This is a genomic window from Leptotrichia sp. HSP-342 (assembly GCF_041199995.1).
GTDB lineage: Bacteria > Fusobacteriota > Fusobacteriia > Fusobacteriales > Leptotrichiaceae > Leptotrichia > Leptotrichia mesophila.
Window position 1 is genome coordinate 624353 of the sequence record NZ_CP165646.1, and the last position, 15868, is coordinate 640220.

A 15868-nucleotide genomic window follows, 5' to 3' on the forward strand; every position below is an offset into this window, starting at 1 on the left:
ATATAAATATTTTTTATTCCCAAAGCTTTTATAAGATACATTTTTATGGGATAAAAATGTTTTCTTTGCATAAAGTGTATTTCATTATTCCTCCTTAATTTTCTTTATATAAAATAGCAGCCATTTTATCACACATCATATCGCACTCTTCATTAAATCCCTTTTCTTCTTCATCTGTGTAATCAGGATTTTTCTTTTCCCAATCTTCCCAAGCCTTTGCGTCTTCGATATAATCTAGTACAATGCTTTCGAATGATTTGAAATCAAAGTCTTTTTCTTCGTATCTGTCAATCAGATAGTTGTGAAAATCTTCTAGCGATATGTATTTTAATTGATTTTCATATTTTGCTTTAAATTCCTTGAATTCATTTTCAAGAAATTCACACGATTCTTTATATTCAGCTATCGCTTGGTCTTCTTCATCGCATAAACGGTCCCAAGCTAAGTCTCTTACTCTTTCTACCTGCTCTGCATATTTTAATCCTTCGCTAAAGCTCATGTTTATCATCTCCTATTTATAACTTTTTGTAACGTTTTTGTTACATAAATTCCTTTAAAAAAGCAGTCTTATCTTGACTACAAAATTATTATAACACATTTGTAACAAAAATGCAACACTTTTTTGTAACAAAATTGTTACTTTTTGAAAAAATGTGGTAAAATTAAAATAAGAAAGTAGGAGGAATACTTATGAAGCTAGGCGAATTATTAAAAGAAAAGAGAGAGCAAAGAAATTTAACTTTGCGACAAGTAGAGAATAAATTAAAAGGAAAAAATATTAATTATAGTCACACAAGTATAAAAAGATTAGAAAACGAAGAACACGAAAAAGTTCCAATAAAAGTTTTATCAGCTTTAGCAGAAATATTTAATTTAGACAAAATTGAATTATTTAATTTGGCTGGAGCAGCTTTGGATAAAATAGATGATGATAGAGTTTTACAATTGAACAGAAGAGAAAAATTGCAAAGAGAGAAATTTTTAGAAGATAATGCTGTCTTTTTCTTCAATGATGAAAATGTTTCAGAAGAAGACAAAGACAAGTTAATGCTTGCTTTGAATAACGCATATTTTAGATCAAAAGAAATAAAAAGGGATAAGAAAAACAACAAATAGCCATTATTGGAGGAATATGAAAAAGAATTTTGTATTAAGAGTAAAAAATTTAATAGAAAAATACAGAACAAAAAATCCTTTTAAAATTTGCGAAAGAGCAGGAATTGAAATAATATTTCAGGATTTAGGAGAAATAAAAGGCTTTCATGTCAGAAACGCTGGAGTCAGTTTAATAATAATTAATAGCAAACTTTCCGAATTAATGATGATTATAGTGTTGTTACATGAATTGGGACACGCTATATTGAAGCATCCGACTAAAGATATTTCTTTTATGAAAGATAATTTTTTTGGATTTTCTAACCAGCTAGAAAATGAGGCAAATTTATTTTTGGCAGAATTTTTATTTAATTACATTCCACTAGAGGATTATTTTGTTGGTAAGGAAGAAGAAAAAGCATTGATGAGACTGGCGGAGTTGAAAAGTAGATTTGGGAAATAAAAATGAAAGAAAACACTGAATATTTATTAAAACTAGTAAAAAAATGTAGTTGACAAAGAGAGACGTAAGTGTTATAAATAATATGCGGATCGTACTGTATCAATGATTTTTTTAAAAGTCGATATAGGCTAAAATTATAATATTTTAAATTAAATGTAGAGTTATTTCAATCACGAAACAACTCTTTTTTTATACTTTTATTTTTCTTTGAAATATGGTATAATTTGATAAAATTATAAAATAGAAAGTGAGGGAATTATGGAACAACAGAAAAAACGTTGGTATCAAAAATGGTGGGGAATACTATTGATGATACTATTTTGGTATATAGCTGCTCCTATTGCAATATATCAAAGTAAAATTTCTGATACAAAGAAAATTGTTTTTGCATCTATTTATTTATTCTTTGTGTTCTCGTTCACAGGAATGCAAGACAATGTCAGCACAATAACAATCGGTACAGTTACTATACCATTAATTTTTTTGTTTTCTGAAATAGCATTATTGTTGCTAATTGTGATAGCTCTATCAAGAAATATAGTTTATAAAGTTAAATTAAAAAAACTGGAAGAACAGGCGAATAAAATTTTAGAAGTCGAAAAAATGGATTTGATAGAAGTAAAAAATGAGAAAGAAAAAATAGTTCAAGAAATAGAGGAATTAAAACAAAACAAAGAAAAAATATTACAAGAAAAAGACGAGTTGCAACAAGAAATATCTGAAATCACAAAAGAAATAAAAGAGAATAAAAATAAATTACAAATTTTGAATAATGAAGTTGAATTTGTTGAAGATTACTCATTATATGAACCAAGATATAATTTCGTTGATTCTAATCATTATAAAAAGCAACTAGAATTAATAAGAAATAAACAAAAAGCAATGATAAGAGAAAAAACAGCGGCAAAAGTTTCCGTAAATTGGACTGTTGATGGTTCAGAAGCAAAGGGACGTAAAATGACAAATGACAATGTTAAATTACTTCTTAGAAATTTTAATGCTGAATGTGAGGCTGCGATTAACAGAATTAAATACAGCAACTTAGATTCAACAAGAAATAGAATTCAAAATTCTTTTGAACAATTGAATAAATTAAATAAAACTAATCAAATATCAATTACACAACCATATTTAAATTTAAAATTTGATGAATTATATTTGGGTTATAGATACGAAGAACAAAAACAAATAGAAAAAGAAGCTTTAAGAGAAAAGAGAGACGCTGAAAGAGAAGAAAAAATATTGCAACAGGAAATAGAGAGAAAAAAACGAAATATTGATAAAGAAATTTCTCATTATAAAAACGCTATGGAAGAAATAAGGATAAAAATGTCAATAGCTAATGAAAAAGAGAAAAAGAACCTGAAGAAAAGATTGGAAGAAATTCAAAGAACGATTGATCAATATTCTGATGAAAAAGAAGAATTGGATTATAGACTCGAAAATATCGGAGCAGGGTACGTCTATATTATTTCAAATATTGGTGCATTTGGTGAAAATGTATTTAAAATAGGGGTAACTAGAAGACTTGAGCCTTTGGAACGGATTAAGGAGTTAAGTAGTGCTTCTGTTCCATTTAAATTTGATGTTCACGCATTAATATTTAGTTATCAAGCATATAATTTAGAAAAAGAATTGCACAATTTATTTAGTGATAAGAGAGTGAATTTGGTTAATAATAGAAAAGAGTTTTTTAATATCAACATAGAAGAAATCGAAAATGCGTTATCGAAATACAAAGAGCTAACATTTGAATTTACTAAAATTCCAGAAGCTGAAGAATACAGAGAAACGTTAAAATTAAAAAAGAAATAAAATATTGAAGCTATAAAAAGCTTCTTTTTTTAAAAAACCTTGTTGCAAAAATGTTACAAATAAGGTATAATAATTTTGAGGTGAGAAAATTGAAAATAGAAGAAAAAAGAATGAGAACTATCAAAAGTCTTATTTTTTCAAAAGGCTTAACTATGAAAGAAGTTATGGAAAAATTTGGATATAATAGCTACGAAGGGTTCAAAAGAGCTATAAAACAAAATAGAAAAAATCGGTACAATGAAGTCCTAGTATATTTAAAGGGTTAATTTTTTTGATTTCTTTGTAACATTATAGTTACAAAAATAAGAAAGGTAAAAAACCAAAAGAAAAGAAAGGAGGTGTGAGATGAAATATAAAATAGACAAATCTAATTTTATATTCATATTATGTGCTTATCAAGCGTTTAAAGTAATAAAAAATGGATTAAATATCCAAAATATATTAATAGGCATCGGATATATAACGGTTGCTGTAATATATTTTAAATATGAAAGCAAAATAAAAAAGGCAATATATGAAATACTGCCTTTTCTAATATTTTATGTTTTATTTGGAGTTCTTTTTGAAAGTTTTATCGTAACCTTTTTTGAACAAATAAAATAAAAATAATTTTGTTGCATCAAATAAATTTTCTGACAAGAAATCTGAAGCATTATTTTCGTTGGAAAGAGAGACGATTTTTACAAAATATTTTTGAAAAGTTAATCCTCCTGTTCTGAAAATCCATGCAGCAAAACTTTCTCCTGCGGGTTTTAATTCAGGAATAGTTGTAAAAACAAATAAAAGCAACGCAAAGATGTAATACGAAATTGCTAGCTTTATAACCAAATCTTTAGGAATAGAAAGCTTTAGACTTTTGAAGACTTCGATGTATTCCTCTAATTTAGACTTGATAATAATGACAGGAATTTCATTAACCGTTACTTCAAACTCTTCTTCTTTGGTATTTCTATAGGCAAGGATAGCAGAGTTGATAAATTCGCTCCAAACTATATAATCTGGTATAACAGACTTGGCAACTAAATTTATTTGTGCTAATTGCTGCTCAATAGGATAAATGCTTGAGTGGAGATAATTTTTCATATCTAAATACGAGTTTACACTGGGATTTGTAGCCAACTGTATTGAAAGTGCATTTTGTCTATAAATTTCTTGAGCTATTTTAAGTTGAGAAAGTAATTCTTTTGGAATTTTCGGAAACATTATAACACCTCCTTTCTTGTGCATTTGGTTTTATTTGGCGATATTATTATAACTCAAAAGGGGGTAAAAATGAAATAAAGGAGTATTAAATGGACAATAAAAAATTTGAAGAAGGAATAGATTTTTTTGCACAGTTATTTGGATCTTTTCTTGAATTAAGGAAAATGGGATATACGCAGGAAGAGATAAACTGGGCATATAACACAATGAGTGGAAATTTTGTGCCAAATTTTAATATAAAGAATTTATCTAATTTAATTGAAAGTAGAAAAGAAAATTGAAAAGTAAACAAAAAAAGCACTTCAAATGAAGTGCATAAGCCCCTAAGGGCAGAGGAGTAGAGGTGAAATTCATGTCCTATCTATTCAAGCTGTAATAAATAATTACAAAAAGAATAAATATCGCAATGAAATCTACCATCTCACTACCTCCTTTATATTAAGTTTGCGAGTTGATGAAACTCGCATAGGACAATTATAACAAAAAAGACTGGAAAAATCCAGCCCAATTTGTCATCATTTTGTTTAACTTAATATAAAGTTCCCTTAGGGGTTACCCCAGAGTGATTATATTATATCACAAATTATAGAAAAGTCAAAATAAAAATAAAGGAATGTGACGAAAATGGAAAAACCAAACTATTTTGGCATATTGCCAGCGAATGTAAGGTATGATAAGGAGGAGAAATCGTGGCAAAAAATAATAAGAAAATAAAAAATGAATTAATCAACAAATATGGTTGTAAATGTCAAATTTGTAATAAATATTTTGAAAAAGATGATTTATGTATAGAGCATATAAAAGCAAAAAGTGTTGGCGGAACGAATAAAAAGGAAAATTTATCATTAGTTTGTAGAAGCTGCAATTCAAAAAAATACAATTATAACACAGCAAATTTTCCTATAGAATCTTTTTTTAATAGACCAAACTTTTTTTTGAAACTTTATGAATACGAAAAGAAAAACGGTGTTTCAAACAAAAAATTGACTTTAGAAAATATAGAGAAAATGGAAAACCAATTAGAAGAAAAACTAGAACTTTTAAGAGCAGTAAAAAATAAAATTAAGGGGATGTAAAACTATGAGATTTTCAACATATTTAAACAATGCCAAATGTATGGAGTGGAAAATAAATGCACAGCAAGGAATATTATTTGCTTTGTTATATGAAGCTCCAGCTTGGGCAAAAGAAGAAATAATTGAAAATAAAACTTATTATTTTGTATCAAGAAATTTGATACTTGAAGAATTGCCAATGTTTTTTGAAAAGTCCGATACTGTATACAGAAATTTAAAAGTATTGCAGGAAAAAGGGCTTATTGAATATATAAAGCAAGGCAAAAAAGATTTAATAAGAACTACCACAAAAGGTAAAACTTGGAACGAGTTTAAAGATAATAACTCGGAGAAAAGTCCGAGTTCTGAACAAAATTCGGAAAAAAATCCGAATAATCTCGGAAAAAAATCCGAAAAAGAGCCAAAAAACTCGGAAAAAAATCCGACAAATAATAATACTATATATAATTATAATAATACTAATATATTAAATAATATATATAGTCAAATTATTAACTATTTGAATGAAAAAACAGAACGTACAGGAAAAGAAAAATATAGTTCAACATCACCTAAAACACAAACGCTCATAAAAGCAAGATTAAGAGAAAAATATGAGCTAGAAGATTTTAAAATTGTTATAGACAAAAAGTGTAAAGAGTGGCTAGGCACAGATATGGAAAAGTATTTGCGTCCTGAAACTCTTTTTGGAAACAAGTTTGAGAGTTATTTAAAACAAAAAACGACAATAACTAAAAAGTCAAAATTTCAAAAACAAAATAATGATTTTGCGGTAACGGAAGAAGGTTTGAAAAAATTTTACGGATATGAAGGGGAGGAATAAAAAATGACGATAGAAGAATTTAACACAGGATTCAATTACTTGATAGGACATTTTCCGAACACTAAAAACTTAAAATCAGTATCTTATGCTTATTTTGAAGATTTGAAAGATACTTTGACTGGAGAAGAATTTATAATTGCTATAAAAAAAATTATTCATAGTGGTAAATTGGAATTTATACCCAAAGTATCCGAAATAGTTAGAGTGGCAAGAGGAAAATGTGATATAGATAAGCAAGTATTTTATGCAAAGAAACTACTAAAAACAGCATTGAATAAAAACGGTGGAAAAGGTATGGTGTGTTTCGAGGATAAGGGAGTACACGCCGTAGTCGATTATATAGGCTGGAATAGACTATGCACGATGAAAGATGATGAATTTGAGAATTTTCTGAAATGGGATTTTGATGATATATACAAAGGATTCTGTGAACGCCCTTATGAAACTTCTGACTATTACAGAGGTACAAGCCAATTATTCGGACAAATAAAACCTAGAATGATATGTTACAAGGAAGCCAAGATTGGCAATACAGAAAATATGAATTTTATAAGGCTTGAATATAAAAATATTACAGCACAGATTGAAAATAAGGTCGATTTGTCGGAAATAAAAAATAAAATGCTGATAGGAGGATAGATGAACAGTTATCAAGATGAATTAAAGAAGGTATTATTGACTTACGATATGGACAAAATAAAAGAATTTATGCATAAACATAACAAAAATATGCCGAGAAATAACTTGGCTTTTTGGGCAGGAGTACACAAAGGAATATGTAATTTACCAAACTGCACAAACGAAGAAAAAGAATTTTCGAGAAACTGGTTAAAGAAACATGGATTCAAGGAAGAAATATTTTAGGAGGAAAAATGCGAAAATATACCCCTTGGACAACAGAAGAAATCGAAATGTTAAAAATATTAAGGCTGGAACAAAAACTTCCGTATAATGAAATTGCAAAAACATTGGGCAGAAGCGAGAAGAGTTGTCATAGTTCAATCAGGAGACACTCAAAAGAGGAATTTGAAGAAAATTTGCGATTAAGAAAAGAACTCAATAAAAAAATTTTAAATTTATGGATGAGTGGACTTGGAAAACGTGAAATTTCTGAAAGACTCAACGTAAAATTTAGCTCGATTTTAAATCTTTTGAGCTACGTTACTAACACAGTTTGTTTAGATAAAAAAACTGGAAAAATCAAAAATAAATTCAAAAGATGGACAGTTGAAGAAGACAGGATAATAGTTAAAAGCCAACCAATTGAGATAAAAACGCTTTCTAAAAAACTAAAAAGAACTAGCCGAGGAGTTTTGGCTAGAATTTATGAATTAAGAAAAAAAGGGATAGATATAGAATTAAAAAAACAGGAGATAAACAAAAAGTTTGTAGAAGACTGCTTTATAAAAAATGGAGGATAAATGCAAAATCTAAAAAGAGAAAAGGACAGACTAAGCCTTGAAAACGACAGCTTAAGAGAAGTGAACACGATACCAGACAGGAAAATGATGGAAATGGCAGAAGAAATAAAACAAAATGGTATTCAGATAGAGATAAACAACAAAAGAATTAGACAGATTGATAAGATTTTGAAAATTAAGATGAAGGAGGAAGAAAAATGGAAAAGAAAATACTTGATGCATGCTGCGGATCAAGAATGTTCTGGTTTGATAGAGAAAATGAAAATACAGTTTTTATGGATAAAAGAGAATTTGAGGACACGCTGTGCGACGGAAGAAGTTTAAAAGTAAGTCCTGATATTGTGGCCGACTTTAGACAAATACCATTTCCAGATGAAAGTTTTTATCTAGTTGTATTTGATCCACCACATTTGGTAAGAGCAGGAGAAAACTCGTGGATAGCCAAGAAATATGGAAAATTAAATTCTGAATCTTGGAAAAACGACATAGAACAAGGATTCAATGAATGTATGAGGGTATTAAAATCAAACGGAACATTAATTTTCAAATGGAACGAAGAACAAATCAAATTAAAAGATATTTTGGCCACAATAAAATATAAGCCACTTTTTGGAAATAAAAGGGCTAAAACACATTGGCTTGTGTTTATGAAATTATAAAATCAGGAGGAAATAAAACGAAAATGAAACTTATCTGCCTAAGGATAGACAATAACGAGTTAAAAACAACTGATAAAAAAGAATGGCTTAAATTCGTAAAAAGTCATCGTGGCAATGTAAAAAGCATAGAGCAGTTTAACTGGGAGATTCCAGAAAATAAATTGCAGAAGGCTTTGGAGTATTCTTATGATGAACTTTATAAATTTAAGCTGGAAGAGAATAGGAGGGAAAAGGATTGATAAAACTAGAATTATCCGCAATGCCACCGTCTGTAAATTCCTTGTGGATAAATAAGCATAGAGGACGGTACAAATCAAAAAGGGGCAAGGAATTCGAAGAGATAGCCTGTGGCGAACTTAAAAGCCAATTTAGGCACAAGCCTTTGGCTAGTAGTTTAAAAATCCATATAAGGCTTTATTTCAAGGATAAGAGAAAAAGAGACATAGACAACTACAACAAGGCTATTTTGGATTCAATGACTAAAATTATTTATGAAGATGATTCGCAGATTGAAGAACTGAATGTTAAAAAATTAGTTGGCTGTGGATTTGATAAAGTAGAAATAGAAGTGGAGGAAATCGAATAATGACAAACGCAGAAATGTTAGATTTGAGAAAAATGGATATAAGGTATTTAGAAAAAATGAAAAAACTTGTTAAGGAGTTCTACGTGGCTTTTGGACAAGAAAAATACCTGAACAAAGAAGTATATAGAGAGATAAGTGTTGAACGGATGAAATTAAGAAATAAATTATTTGATGAAGAACTAAAGGAATTTTTGGAAGCTGAAACAGATGTGGAGAAATTAGATGCTATTTGTGATATGTATTACATAGCGATAGGCACAACGCTTGAACTAGGAGCATACGGCAATCAGTTTTTTGTAATTGATTACTACAAACAAAGAACTTGGTTTAATGATGAATTAATTATGGAAGCATTTGAGGAAGTCCACAGAAGCAATATGAGCAAACTGGAAAATAGAAAAGCAATTTTCAGGGAAGATGGAAAAATATTGAAAGGGAAAAATTATTTTAGACCGAATTTGAAACAATTTATTGAACAAGGAGTAAAACAATGAAAAATGATAATGTAAATAGCCCGAATCATTATAAATTAGACGGATTAGAGGTTGAAGCTATAGACGTAATAAAAGCGACTGTAAAAGATTTTAATAGTTTCTGCCACGGAAATATTATTAAATACGTGTTAAGAGCGAATAAGAAAAACGGAATCGAAGACTTCAAGAAAGCAAAAAAATACATTGAAATGATGATTGGAGATGAAAATTAATGAATGAATTAATGAATATAGAAAACAGAAATACACTAACAAGTTTAGATATAGCAGAAATAACAGGAAAGGAACATAAAAATATTTTATCTGACATAAGAGACGAAATAAGTAAAATAGGGGAAGAAAGAGGTCGGCTAATTTTTCAGCCAACCACATATATTGATAATTTTAACAGAAATCAACCTGCATTTCTTTTGAATTACAAAGGAGTGCTGCAACTTGGTGCAAGATATAATGCTGAAACAAGATTTAGACTTATTGAAAAGATTGAACAGCTTCAAAAACCAATGACAATCGAAGACATGATCATATTGCAGGCAAATGAAATGAAGAGTGTTAAGCATAGAATTGATATCGTAGAAAATAAAGTTGATAACGAGATAAGAATAGATCAAACTGAACAAAGAAAGCTGCAAAAAGCAGTATCATTAAGAGTGTTTCAAAGACTTGACGTAGTAGATGCAGAAAGAAAATTAATGTTTTCGGCAATATACAGAGATTTGAAAGACAGGTTTGGAGTTGCGAGTTATCGTGATGTGAAGAGAAAAGATTTGAAAAACGCTTTACTGTATGTTCAAAATTGGATAGAAAAAGCAGAATTGAGGAATTAAGATAGAAGAGATTAAGTTGATAAAAGGACAATGACAACTGAATAATAACTGTGAAAGCATTGCTTTTTTTGAAATTCAGGATATAATATATTATTCCGAAGAAAGGAAATAAAATGTGGAAAATGTATAACGAAACCAAAGCAGACTTAAAAGTCAAAATTGGTGGTTCTGATGAAATTGATGCAAAAGAACTGTCAGAATTTTTAAAAGGAACGTACGATACTTTAGCAAAAATAACATCAATAAATGCAAAGGATTCTTATTTTAAATTAAATTTCAAAGCTTCAGATAAAGGTTCTGTTATTTTAGATTTTTCTGCGATAACTCCTGAAATTTTAAAAATAACAGGATATGTTGTGTCAGCGGCAACGATAATAAAAATGTATTTAGAGATTATAAAATTAGTAAAAGACTTAAAAGGGAAAAAATTTAAAAAAATAGATCCTGATACTGGAAATATAACTAATTATTATGGAGAAGTTAATAATTATAATATTGAAACTGTAAATTTATATTTATCAAATCCAGATGTAAGCAAAGAAATAAAAAAAGTATAAAAAAATTAAAAGATAGAGAAAATTTAAAATATTTCCTCAATAATGAAGATGTAGAATTAGAATTATCTAAAGAAGATATGAATGTAATGACTGCAGAAGAAAAAGAAACTGAAGATGCGGAAGAAGAACTGGAAATTTTATTAGAAAATATAGAACTGAAGGTATACAAAGTACCTTTTCAAGGAAATTCGCAATGGGATGTAATTTTTAATAATGAAATTACAAAAGTCTCTGTTTGGGATCAAGAATTTTTAAAAAAACTTCATGCTGGAGAAATCTTACTTAGTTCACAAGATATATTCATTGTGGATATGAGAGAAGTTAAAGAAAAAGATAAAGTAAAATATTATATTTTAAAAGTACAGGAGGTAAAAAGATTAGAAAATATAAAAATTTATTAAATCACAGTTATTAATTTAGCTGTGATTTTTTTTATGGAGGAAAAATGGATGAGAATATATTAGAAAAAATAAAAATCAGATTACTAAGTGGAATCGAAGTAAATGAAAGTGATTTTAATTTCATGAAATTGAATGCCAATTTATTTAAGTGTATTAAATTTATCAAGAAAAGGAAGGCTAAAAAGAAATGGCAAATGCTGAAATCTCAAATCAAGAAATAATAATAACATTGCCTGTGGAAAAAGTTTATCCAGGAATAAAAGAAAAATTGGAAGAATATTTAAATCATTTTCCAATAAAAGTTATTCCTGTAAAGAAGTTATCGCAGGCACAGAACGGCTTGATACACGTTTTGTTAAAGCAGTTCGGAGATGAGATTGGATACACTTTAATAGAGATTAAGGAACTAATGAAAGAGCAGTTTGCAATAGCGACGGACAGATTGGACTTTTCTACAGCAAAATGCGATATGGAAACAGCAAACGAATTTATATCATTTATCATAGAGCAGGCATTGGAACTTGCAATAAATTTATATATACTTGGAAAACACGATAAAAGGTATAAACATATATTGGAAATCGACAATATAACACAAAGATATGTGATTGCCTGCTTGAGAAAAAGAGTTTGTTGTATCTGCGGAAAAGAGCATAATGAGTACAGCACAATAGAACTGCATCATTGGAACTCGGTAGCAAGCATAGGCGGATATGAAAACTGTGACGGATTAAAAACGCCATTTATGAGTTTATGTGCCAAGCATCATCAGGAATTCCACGCAACAGGCAAGGAAACGTTTAAGAATAAATATTATATTGAGGGGGTTTGGTTAAATGTGGAACTCGTAAAAGAGTTGAAGAAAATTTATAAAAATCATTTTAAGGCGTTTAAGGAGGAGAAATGAAAAAATTATTATTAGCAGGACTTTTAGCAATAACTATAAGTTGCAGTACATATTATGAGAAATTTCAGCAAGAGTGCAGGCAATATAAAGTTATAAAAAAGTTAAAATCAAAAACAAGTAAAAAAATATATCTGAAATTTGAAAACGGAAGCATACACGAAGTATCGCCAATATTAAAATATCAGGATATAGAAGACAATCGTAAGTTAAAAAAATGTGATTTTTAAAAAAGTTTTGGAAATTAGGACAATGACAGTTGAATATTTTTGGTCTTAGGGTATAATATAATACAATATTATGCTTAGGAGGAGTTTATGGGAAATATGCAATTTAGTGATTTTGATAAAGAAATTTTGAAAGAAATAGAAGACTTAGATAAAAATGTAAAAGAAAAATTGAAAAAAATAGCAGATGAATGGAATTTGACAATGACAAAGTTACAATCTGAAACTGAGATGACTAGCATTGAAAAACTAGAGAATGAATATAAAAAATTATCTGAGTTATTAGATAAAAATATAAAAATAAATAATGAATGGACAAATTTAAAAGAAAAAATATCTAAGAATAAAGATATTGATGATACGCAAAAATATATTTTTCATGAAACAATATTAAAAATGCAAGGATTTATATTATTAGAAATCTATAAATGCTCTTCAGATTTTAATAGAATTGGAAATTATATCAATGAAAAAAAGCATGAAGATTTGAAAGATAAAATAATGAAACAAAAAGAACAGATATTAATTTTTAATGATAAGCTACAAGTTCAAAGTAAGAAATTGATCAATAACGAAGAAATTATAAAAAAGCAAAACAAAAAGATTAAGATAAATAATAGAAAAATAGATAGACATGATAAAAGAGTATTAGAAATGATGGGAATATTTTTAACAATTTTTTCAATTTTAGGAATGAATATATTGACAATTCCTAGTATTAAAGATAATATAGTACAAAATATTATGATAATAAATGCTATAATACTCTTAACAATGAGCGGACTATTTTTTTTGATCAGATTTGAATTTAGTTGTGAAAAAATAGTTTTATTTTTAGTACCAGTTATATTAGCTAGTGTAATGATATTTTTTGCTACAGTAAATATAAAAGATAAGAATAAAGAAATAGAAGACAAGATGGAAACAATCATTAAGGAAAACAAAATTTTAAAACAAGAAATAAAAATTTTAAAAAAGACCAAATAAAACTGGTCTTTTTATTCTAGAAAGGAAGTAAAATGAACGAAAAAGACATAGACAGGATATGTAATTTTTTATTATAAAAGTATTGAAAAAACAACGAAAATAAGGTATAATAAAGGAGTGATAAAATGCTTACCAAAGAGCAGATAAAACAAATTGAAAGTAACAAAAATCTTTTTTTGTTTATAGTGGAATTATTGGAAGAAATGAACAAAAAAGGAGAAAAAGAAATGACAATTATTTTCAATAGAGGAAAAGTAATAAGAAGAAAAAAAACAAATACAATTGGATAAAGGCAAGAGTTATGAAAGTTAATGAGCCGATTTGTAGATAAACTATAGAAATATAGTCTATTTATAAGTCGGCTCTTTTTTTGTCTAAAAACTAAAAAGGTAAAGGAAAAATGAAAGATGAAAACATAAAATTATTGATTAAGAATGAATATGAAAATGGTGTAGGAGTTACAGAGTTATCAAAAAAGTATAAAGTAAGTGCAAATACCATTAACAGCTGGAAAAAAAGAGAAAAATGGCAAAAAAAAGTTGCACCAAAAGGAAATGCACCAAATTCTAAAAAATGCACCAAAAATAAAACTGGTGCAAATGATAAGGAAATGCAGATAAAAAAGGATATTTTTAATAATGTTCCTAGAGAAGAAATTACGGAAAAACATGGAATAAAAAAGACTAAATATTACGATATTAAAAAAAGCGTAAGACAGATTCAGATAGAACAAAGTGAGAAAGTTTTAAATGAAATTGCAACAAAAAAATATAATAATGCAGTCGAAAGGTTAAAAAGGATAATCGAGGAAAAAGAAAAACTGGAAACTAGAATTCTTGAAACTACAGATAAAGAAGAAATGTCAATGATTAAACAAAAGTTGGAACTTCTGAAAGAATTTGAAAAAGATATAAAAGTCAATGCTAGAGTTATTTCTGATTATAGACAAGCAGAGCTAGAGGAACAACTTGTAAATAATGAATTAAGCAGAAGTGCTTTAGAAATCCAAAAAGAACGTTTAGAAATTGAAAAGACTAAAATCAAAAATAACGATGACAAGGATTCGGAAAAAGAAAGAGAAATGATTGAGCTGTTAAAAAATATAACAGAAAAGGTTGGAAAAGATGAATGATTTAACACCCAAACAGTACGAAGTATTGAAAATATTTAATAAAGAACAGCCAAGAATAACAATTTTAACAGGAGCAAAAAGAAGCGGAAAAACATTTTTAAATAATTTTCTGATGTTATCACATATTGCAGCATTTGCTAACCAAAATCTTAACTTCATCATAATTGGAGCAACAAGTGGAAGTATTTGGCGGAACGTTTTAAACGACTGGGAAGTTATGTTGGGAAAACAATTTAAGCCAAAAAAAGACGGAAGTTTTAAACTATTCGGAAACAATATTTATTTATTCGGTGGAGAAAAGGCAGATAGCTGGAAAAAAATGAGAGGGATGACTTCTCATGGCACTTATATAAATGAGGCAACAGCATTGCACCAAACTTTTATAACAGAAGCGTTTTCAAGAACATCAGGGGAAGGTGCAAAAATATTTATTGATACCAATCCTGATAATCCAGCTCATTTTGTAAAAAAAGATTATATTGACAATGCTGGAGATAGATTAGAAAATGGCAGATTAAATATTTTAGTTAGCAATTTCAGACTAGATGATAATGTTTTTCTTAATAAAGAATATGTGGATTCTATCAAAAAGACAACTCCACGTGGAGCAACTTATGATAGAGATGTTTTAGGGTTGTGGGTTGCACAGGAAGGAGTTGTGTTTGCTGATTTTTCTGAAAAAGAAAATGTAATTGAGAATATAGAAGATGTCGAAATAAAGGAATATTACATTGGAGTTGACTGGGGATTTGAGCATTATGGAACATTGGTAGTTATTGGAGTGGATTTTGAAGATAATTATTATATTGTTGAAGTGATAGCGAAACAGCATAAGTATTTCGATTACTGGAAAATGCTTATTTTACAGAAATATAAGAAGTATCAAGTTTCAAGGGTGTTTTGTGATAGTGCTAGAACTGAATATGTACAAGGGTTACTAGATCTTGGAATAAATGCTGAAAATGCAAAAAAAGATGTAAAAGAAGGCATTGATTTGGTTGGAGCAATGTACAAAAGAAATACACTAAAGATTACAGAAAAGGCATTTAAAGGGAAATTTGAAGATGAAATTTATTCTTATGTGTGGGGGAAAAATGATGAGCCAGTTAAAGAAAATGATGATGTAATGGATGCGATAAGATACGTTTTATATAGCTTGAAAAAAGATGAAGGTGGAATTGCTTATTTATATTAGAAAG

The 15868-nt window shown here is 28.3% G+C and carries 28 protein-coding genes; 26 read left to right on the forward strand and 2 right to left on the reverse strand.

What is annotated here, in order from left to right; all coding sequences use genetic code 11:
* Positions 1–94: 94 nt before the first annotated feature.
* The gene (locus AB8B23_RS03075; RefSeq protein WP_369713347.1) at positions 95–499 is read right to left on the reverse strand and encodes a hypothetical protein; all 405 of its coding nucleotides are present in this window, start codon (positions 497–499) and stop codon (positions 95–97) included.
* A 191-nt stretch (positions 500–690) separates the two neighbouring features.
* On the opposite strand from AB8B23_RS03075, the gene AB8B23_RS03080 reads away from it, so the two are divergent.
* From AB8B23_RS03080 to AB8B23_RS03095, 4 genes are all read left to right on the forward strand, one after another.
* On the forward strand, positions 691–1116 hold the full coding sequence (locus tag AB8B23_RS03080; RefSeq protein ID WP_369713348.1) for a helix-turn-helix domain-containing protein: 426 nt from the start codon (positions 691–693) through the stop codon (positions 1114–1116).
* 16 nt (positions 1117–1132) lie between these two features.
* Entirely contained in the window at positions 1133–1558 is a 426-nt protein-coding gene (locus AB8B23_RS03085) for an ImmA/IrrE family metallo-endopeptidase (RefSeq protein ID WP_021769713.1), read from the forward strand.
* 258 nt (positions 1559–1816) lie between these two features.
* A complete protein-coding gene (locus AB8B23_RS03090; protein ID WP_369713349.1) occupies positions 1817–3373 on the forward strand; it encodes a DUF4041 domain-containing protein in 1557 nt (518 codons plus the stop codon).
* Positions 3374–3462: 89 nt separating this feature from the next.
* Positions 3463–3639, forward strand: coding sequence for a hypothetical protein (locus tag AB8B23_RS03095; protein WP_369713351.1), 177 nt, complete (start codon positions 3463–3465; stop codon positions 3637–3639).
* 280 nt (positions 3640–3919) lie between these two features.
* Here AB8B23_RS03095 and AB8B23_RS03100 read toward each other — a convergent pair whose 3' ends face one another.
* Positions 3920–4576 (reverse strand): hypothetical protein, encoded by a 657-nt coding sequence (locus AB8B23_RS03100; protein ID WP_369713352.1) that lies wholly within the window; start codon positions 4574–4576, stop codon positions 3920–3922.
* Positions 4577–4665: 89 nt separating this feature from the next.
* Between AB8B23_RS03100 and AB8B23_RS03105 the strand changes: the two genes are divergently transcribed.
* From AB8B23_RS03105 to AB8B23_RS03210, 22 genes are all read left to right on the forward strand, one after another.
* Complete coding sequence (locus AB8B23_RS03105; protein WP_369713354.1) at positions 4666–4857, forward strand: hypothetical protein; 192 nt, start codon at positions 4666–4668, stop codon at positions 4855–4857.
* A 408-nt stretch (positions 4858–5265) separates the two neighbouring features.
* Positions 5266–5652, forward strand: coding sequence for an HNH endonuclease (locus AB8B23_RS03110; RefSeq protein WP_369713355.1), 387 nt, complete (start codon positions 5266–5268; stop codon positions 5650–5652).
* Between the two features lie 4 nt (positions 5653–5656).
* Positions 5657–6475, forward strand: a complete 819-nt coding sequence (locus AB8B23_RS03115; RefSeq protein WP_369713356.1) for a conserved phage C-terminal domain-containing protein — start codon at positions 5657–5659, stop codon at positions 6473–6475.
* Positions 6476–6478: 3 nt separating this feature from the next.
* A complete protein-coding gene (locus tag AB8B23_RS03120) occupies positions 6479–7114 on the forward strand; it encodes a hypothetical protein (protein WP_369713357.1) in 636 nt (211 codons plus the stop codon).
* Entirely contained in the window at positions 7115–7339 is a 225-nt protein-coding gene (locus tag AB8B23_RS03125; protein ID WP_369713358.1) for a hypothetical protein, read from the forward strand.
* Positions 7340–7347: 8 nt separating this feature from the next.
* Positions 7348–7896 carry a hypothetical protein gene (locus AB8B23_RS03130; protein ID WP_369713360.1) on the forward strand — a complete coding sequence of 183 codons (549 nt, stop codon included), beginning with the start codon at positions 7348–7350 and terminating at the stop codon, positions 7894–7896.
* Positions 7897–8220, forward strand: coding sequence for a hypothetical protein (locus AB8B23_RS03135; protein WP_369713362.1), 324 nt, complete (start codon positions 7897–7899; stop codon positions 8218–8220).
* Positions 8133–8555 carry an SAM-dependent methyltransferase gene (locus tag AB8B23_RS03140; RefSeq protein WP_369713892.1) on the forward strand — a complete coding sequence of 141 codons (423 nt, stop codon included), beginning with the start codon at positions 8133–8135 and terminating at the stop codon, positions 8553–8555. The genes AB8B23_RS03135 and AB8B23_RS03140 overlap by 88 nt, the downstream gene beginning before the upstream one ends.
* A gap of 23 nt (positions 8556–8578) precedes the next feature.
* The gene (locus AB8B23_RS03145) at positions 8579–8794 is read left to right on the forward strand and encodes a hypothetical protein (RefSeq protein WP_369713363.1); all 216 of its coding nucleotides are present in this window, start codon (positions 8579–8581) and stop codon (positions 8792–8794) included.
* Positions 8791–9141: a RusA family crossover junction endodeoxyribonuclease gene (locus AB8B23_RS03150; RefSeq protein ID WP_369713364.1), complete on the forward strand. Its 351-nt coding sequence runs from the start codon at positions 8791–8793 to the stop codon at positions 9139–9141. The genes AB8B23_RS03145 and AB8B23_RS03150 overlap by 4 nt, the downstream gene beginning before the upstream one ends.
* Positions 9141–9635: a hypothetical protein gene (locus AB8B23_RS03155; protein ID WP_369713365.1), complete on the forward strand. Its 495-nt coding sequence runs from the start codon at positions 9141–9143 to the stop codon at positions 9633–9635. Before AB8B23_RS03150 ends, AB8B23_RS03155 begins: the two co-directional genes overlap by 1 nt.
* Positions 9632–9847, forward strand: coding sequence for a DUF3310 domain-containing protein (locus AB8B23_RS03160; RefSeq protein ID WP_369713366.1), 216 nt, complete (start codon positions 9632–9634; stop codon positions 9845–9847). The genes AB8B23_RS03155 and AB8B23_RS03160 overlap by 4 nt, the downstream gene beginning before the upstream one ends.
* On the forward strand, positions 9847–10461 hold the full coding sequence (locus tag AB8B23_RS03165; protein WP_369713367.1) for a Rha family transcriptional regulator: 615 nt from the start codon (positions 9847–9849) through the stop codon (positions 10459–10461). Before AB8B23_RS03160 ends, AB8B23_RS03165 begins: the two co-directional genes overlap by 1 nt.
* Before the next feature lie 113 nt (positions 10462–10574).
* On the forward strand, positions 10575–11018 hold the full coding sequence (locus AB8B23_RS03170) for a hypothetical protein (protein WP_369713369.1): 444 nt from the start codon (positions 10575–10577) through the stop codon (positions 11016–11018).
* Between the two features lie 77 nt (positions 11019–11095).
* Positions 11096–11419: a hypothetical protein gene (locus AB8B23_RS03175; protein WP_369713370.1), complete on the forward strand. Its 324-nt coding sequence runs from the start codon at positions 11096–11098 to the stop codon at positions 11417–11419.
* A 44-nt stretch (positions 11420–11463) separates the two neighbouring features.
* Positions 11464–11640: a hypothetical protein gene (locus tag AB8B23_RS03180; RefSeq protein ID WP_369713371.1), complete on the forward strand. Its 177-nt coding sequence runs from the start codon at positions 11464–11466 to the stop codon at positions 11638–11640.
* A complete protein-coding gene (locus AB8B23_RS03185; protein WP_369713373.1) occupies positions 11607–12326 on the forward strand; it encodes a putative HNHc nuclease in 720 nt (239 codons plus the stop codon). Before AB8B23_RS03180 ends, AB8B23_RS03185 begins: the two co-directional genes overlap by 34 nt.
* Positions 12323–12553, forward strand: a complete 231-nt coding sequence (locus tag AB8B23_RS03190; RefSeq protein WP_369713374.1) for a hypothetical protein — start codon at positions 12323–12325, stop codon at positions 12551–12553. Before AB8B23_RS03185 ends, AB8B23_RS03190 begins: the two co-directional genes overlap by 4 nt.
* Before the next feature lie 87 nt (positions 12554–12640).
* Positions 12641–13537: a hypothetical protein gene (locus AB8B23_RS03195; RefSeq protein ID WP_369713375.1), complete on the forward strand. Its 897-nt coding sequence runs from the start codon at positions 12641–12643 to the stop codon at positions 13535–13537.
* A gap of 125 nt (positions 13538–13662) precedes the next feature.
* Positions 13663–13827 (forward strand): hypothetical protein, encoded by a 165-nt coding sequence (locus AB8B23_RS03200; protein WP_369713377.1) that lies wholly within the window; start codon positions 13663–13665, stop codon positions 13825–13827.
* Between the two features lie 110 nt (positions 13828–13937).
* Positions 13938–14669 carry a hypothetical protein gene (locus tag AB8B23_RS03205; protein ID WP_369713378.1) on the forward strand — a complete coding sequence of 244 codons (732 nt, stop codon included), beginning with the start codon at positions 13938–13940 and terminating at the stop codon, positions 14667–14669.
* A complete protein-coding gene (locus AB8B23_RS03210; RefSeq protein ID WP_369713380.1) occupies positions 14662–15864 on the forward strand; it encodes a PBSX family phage terminase large subunit in 1203 nt (400 codons plus the stop codon). Before AB8B23_RS03205 ends, AB8B23_RS03210 begins: the two co-directional genes overlap by 8 nt.
* Positions 15865–15868: the final 4 nt, after the last annotated feature.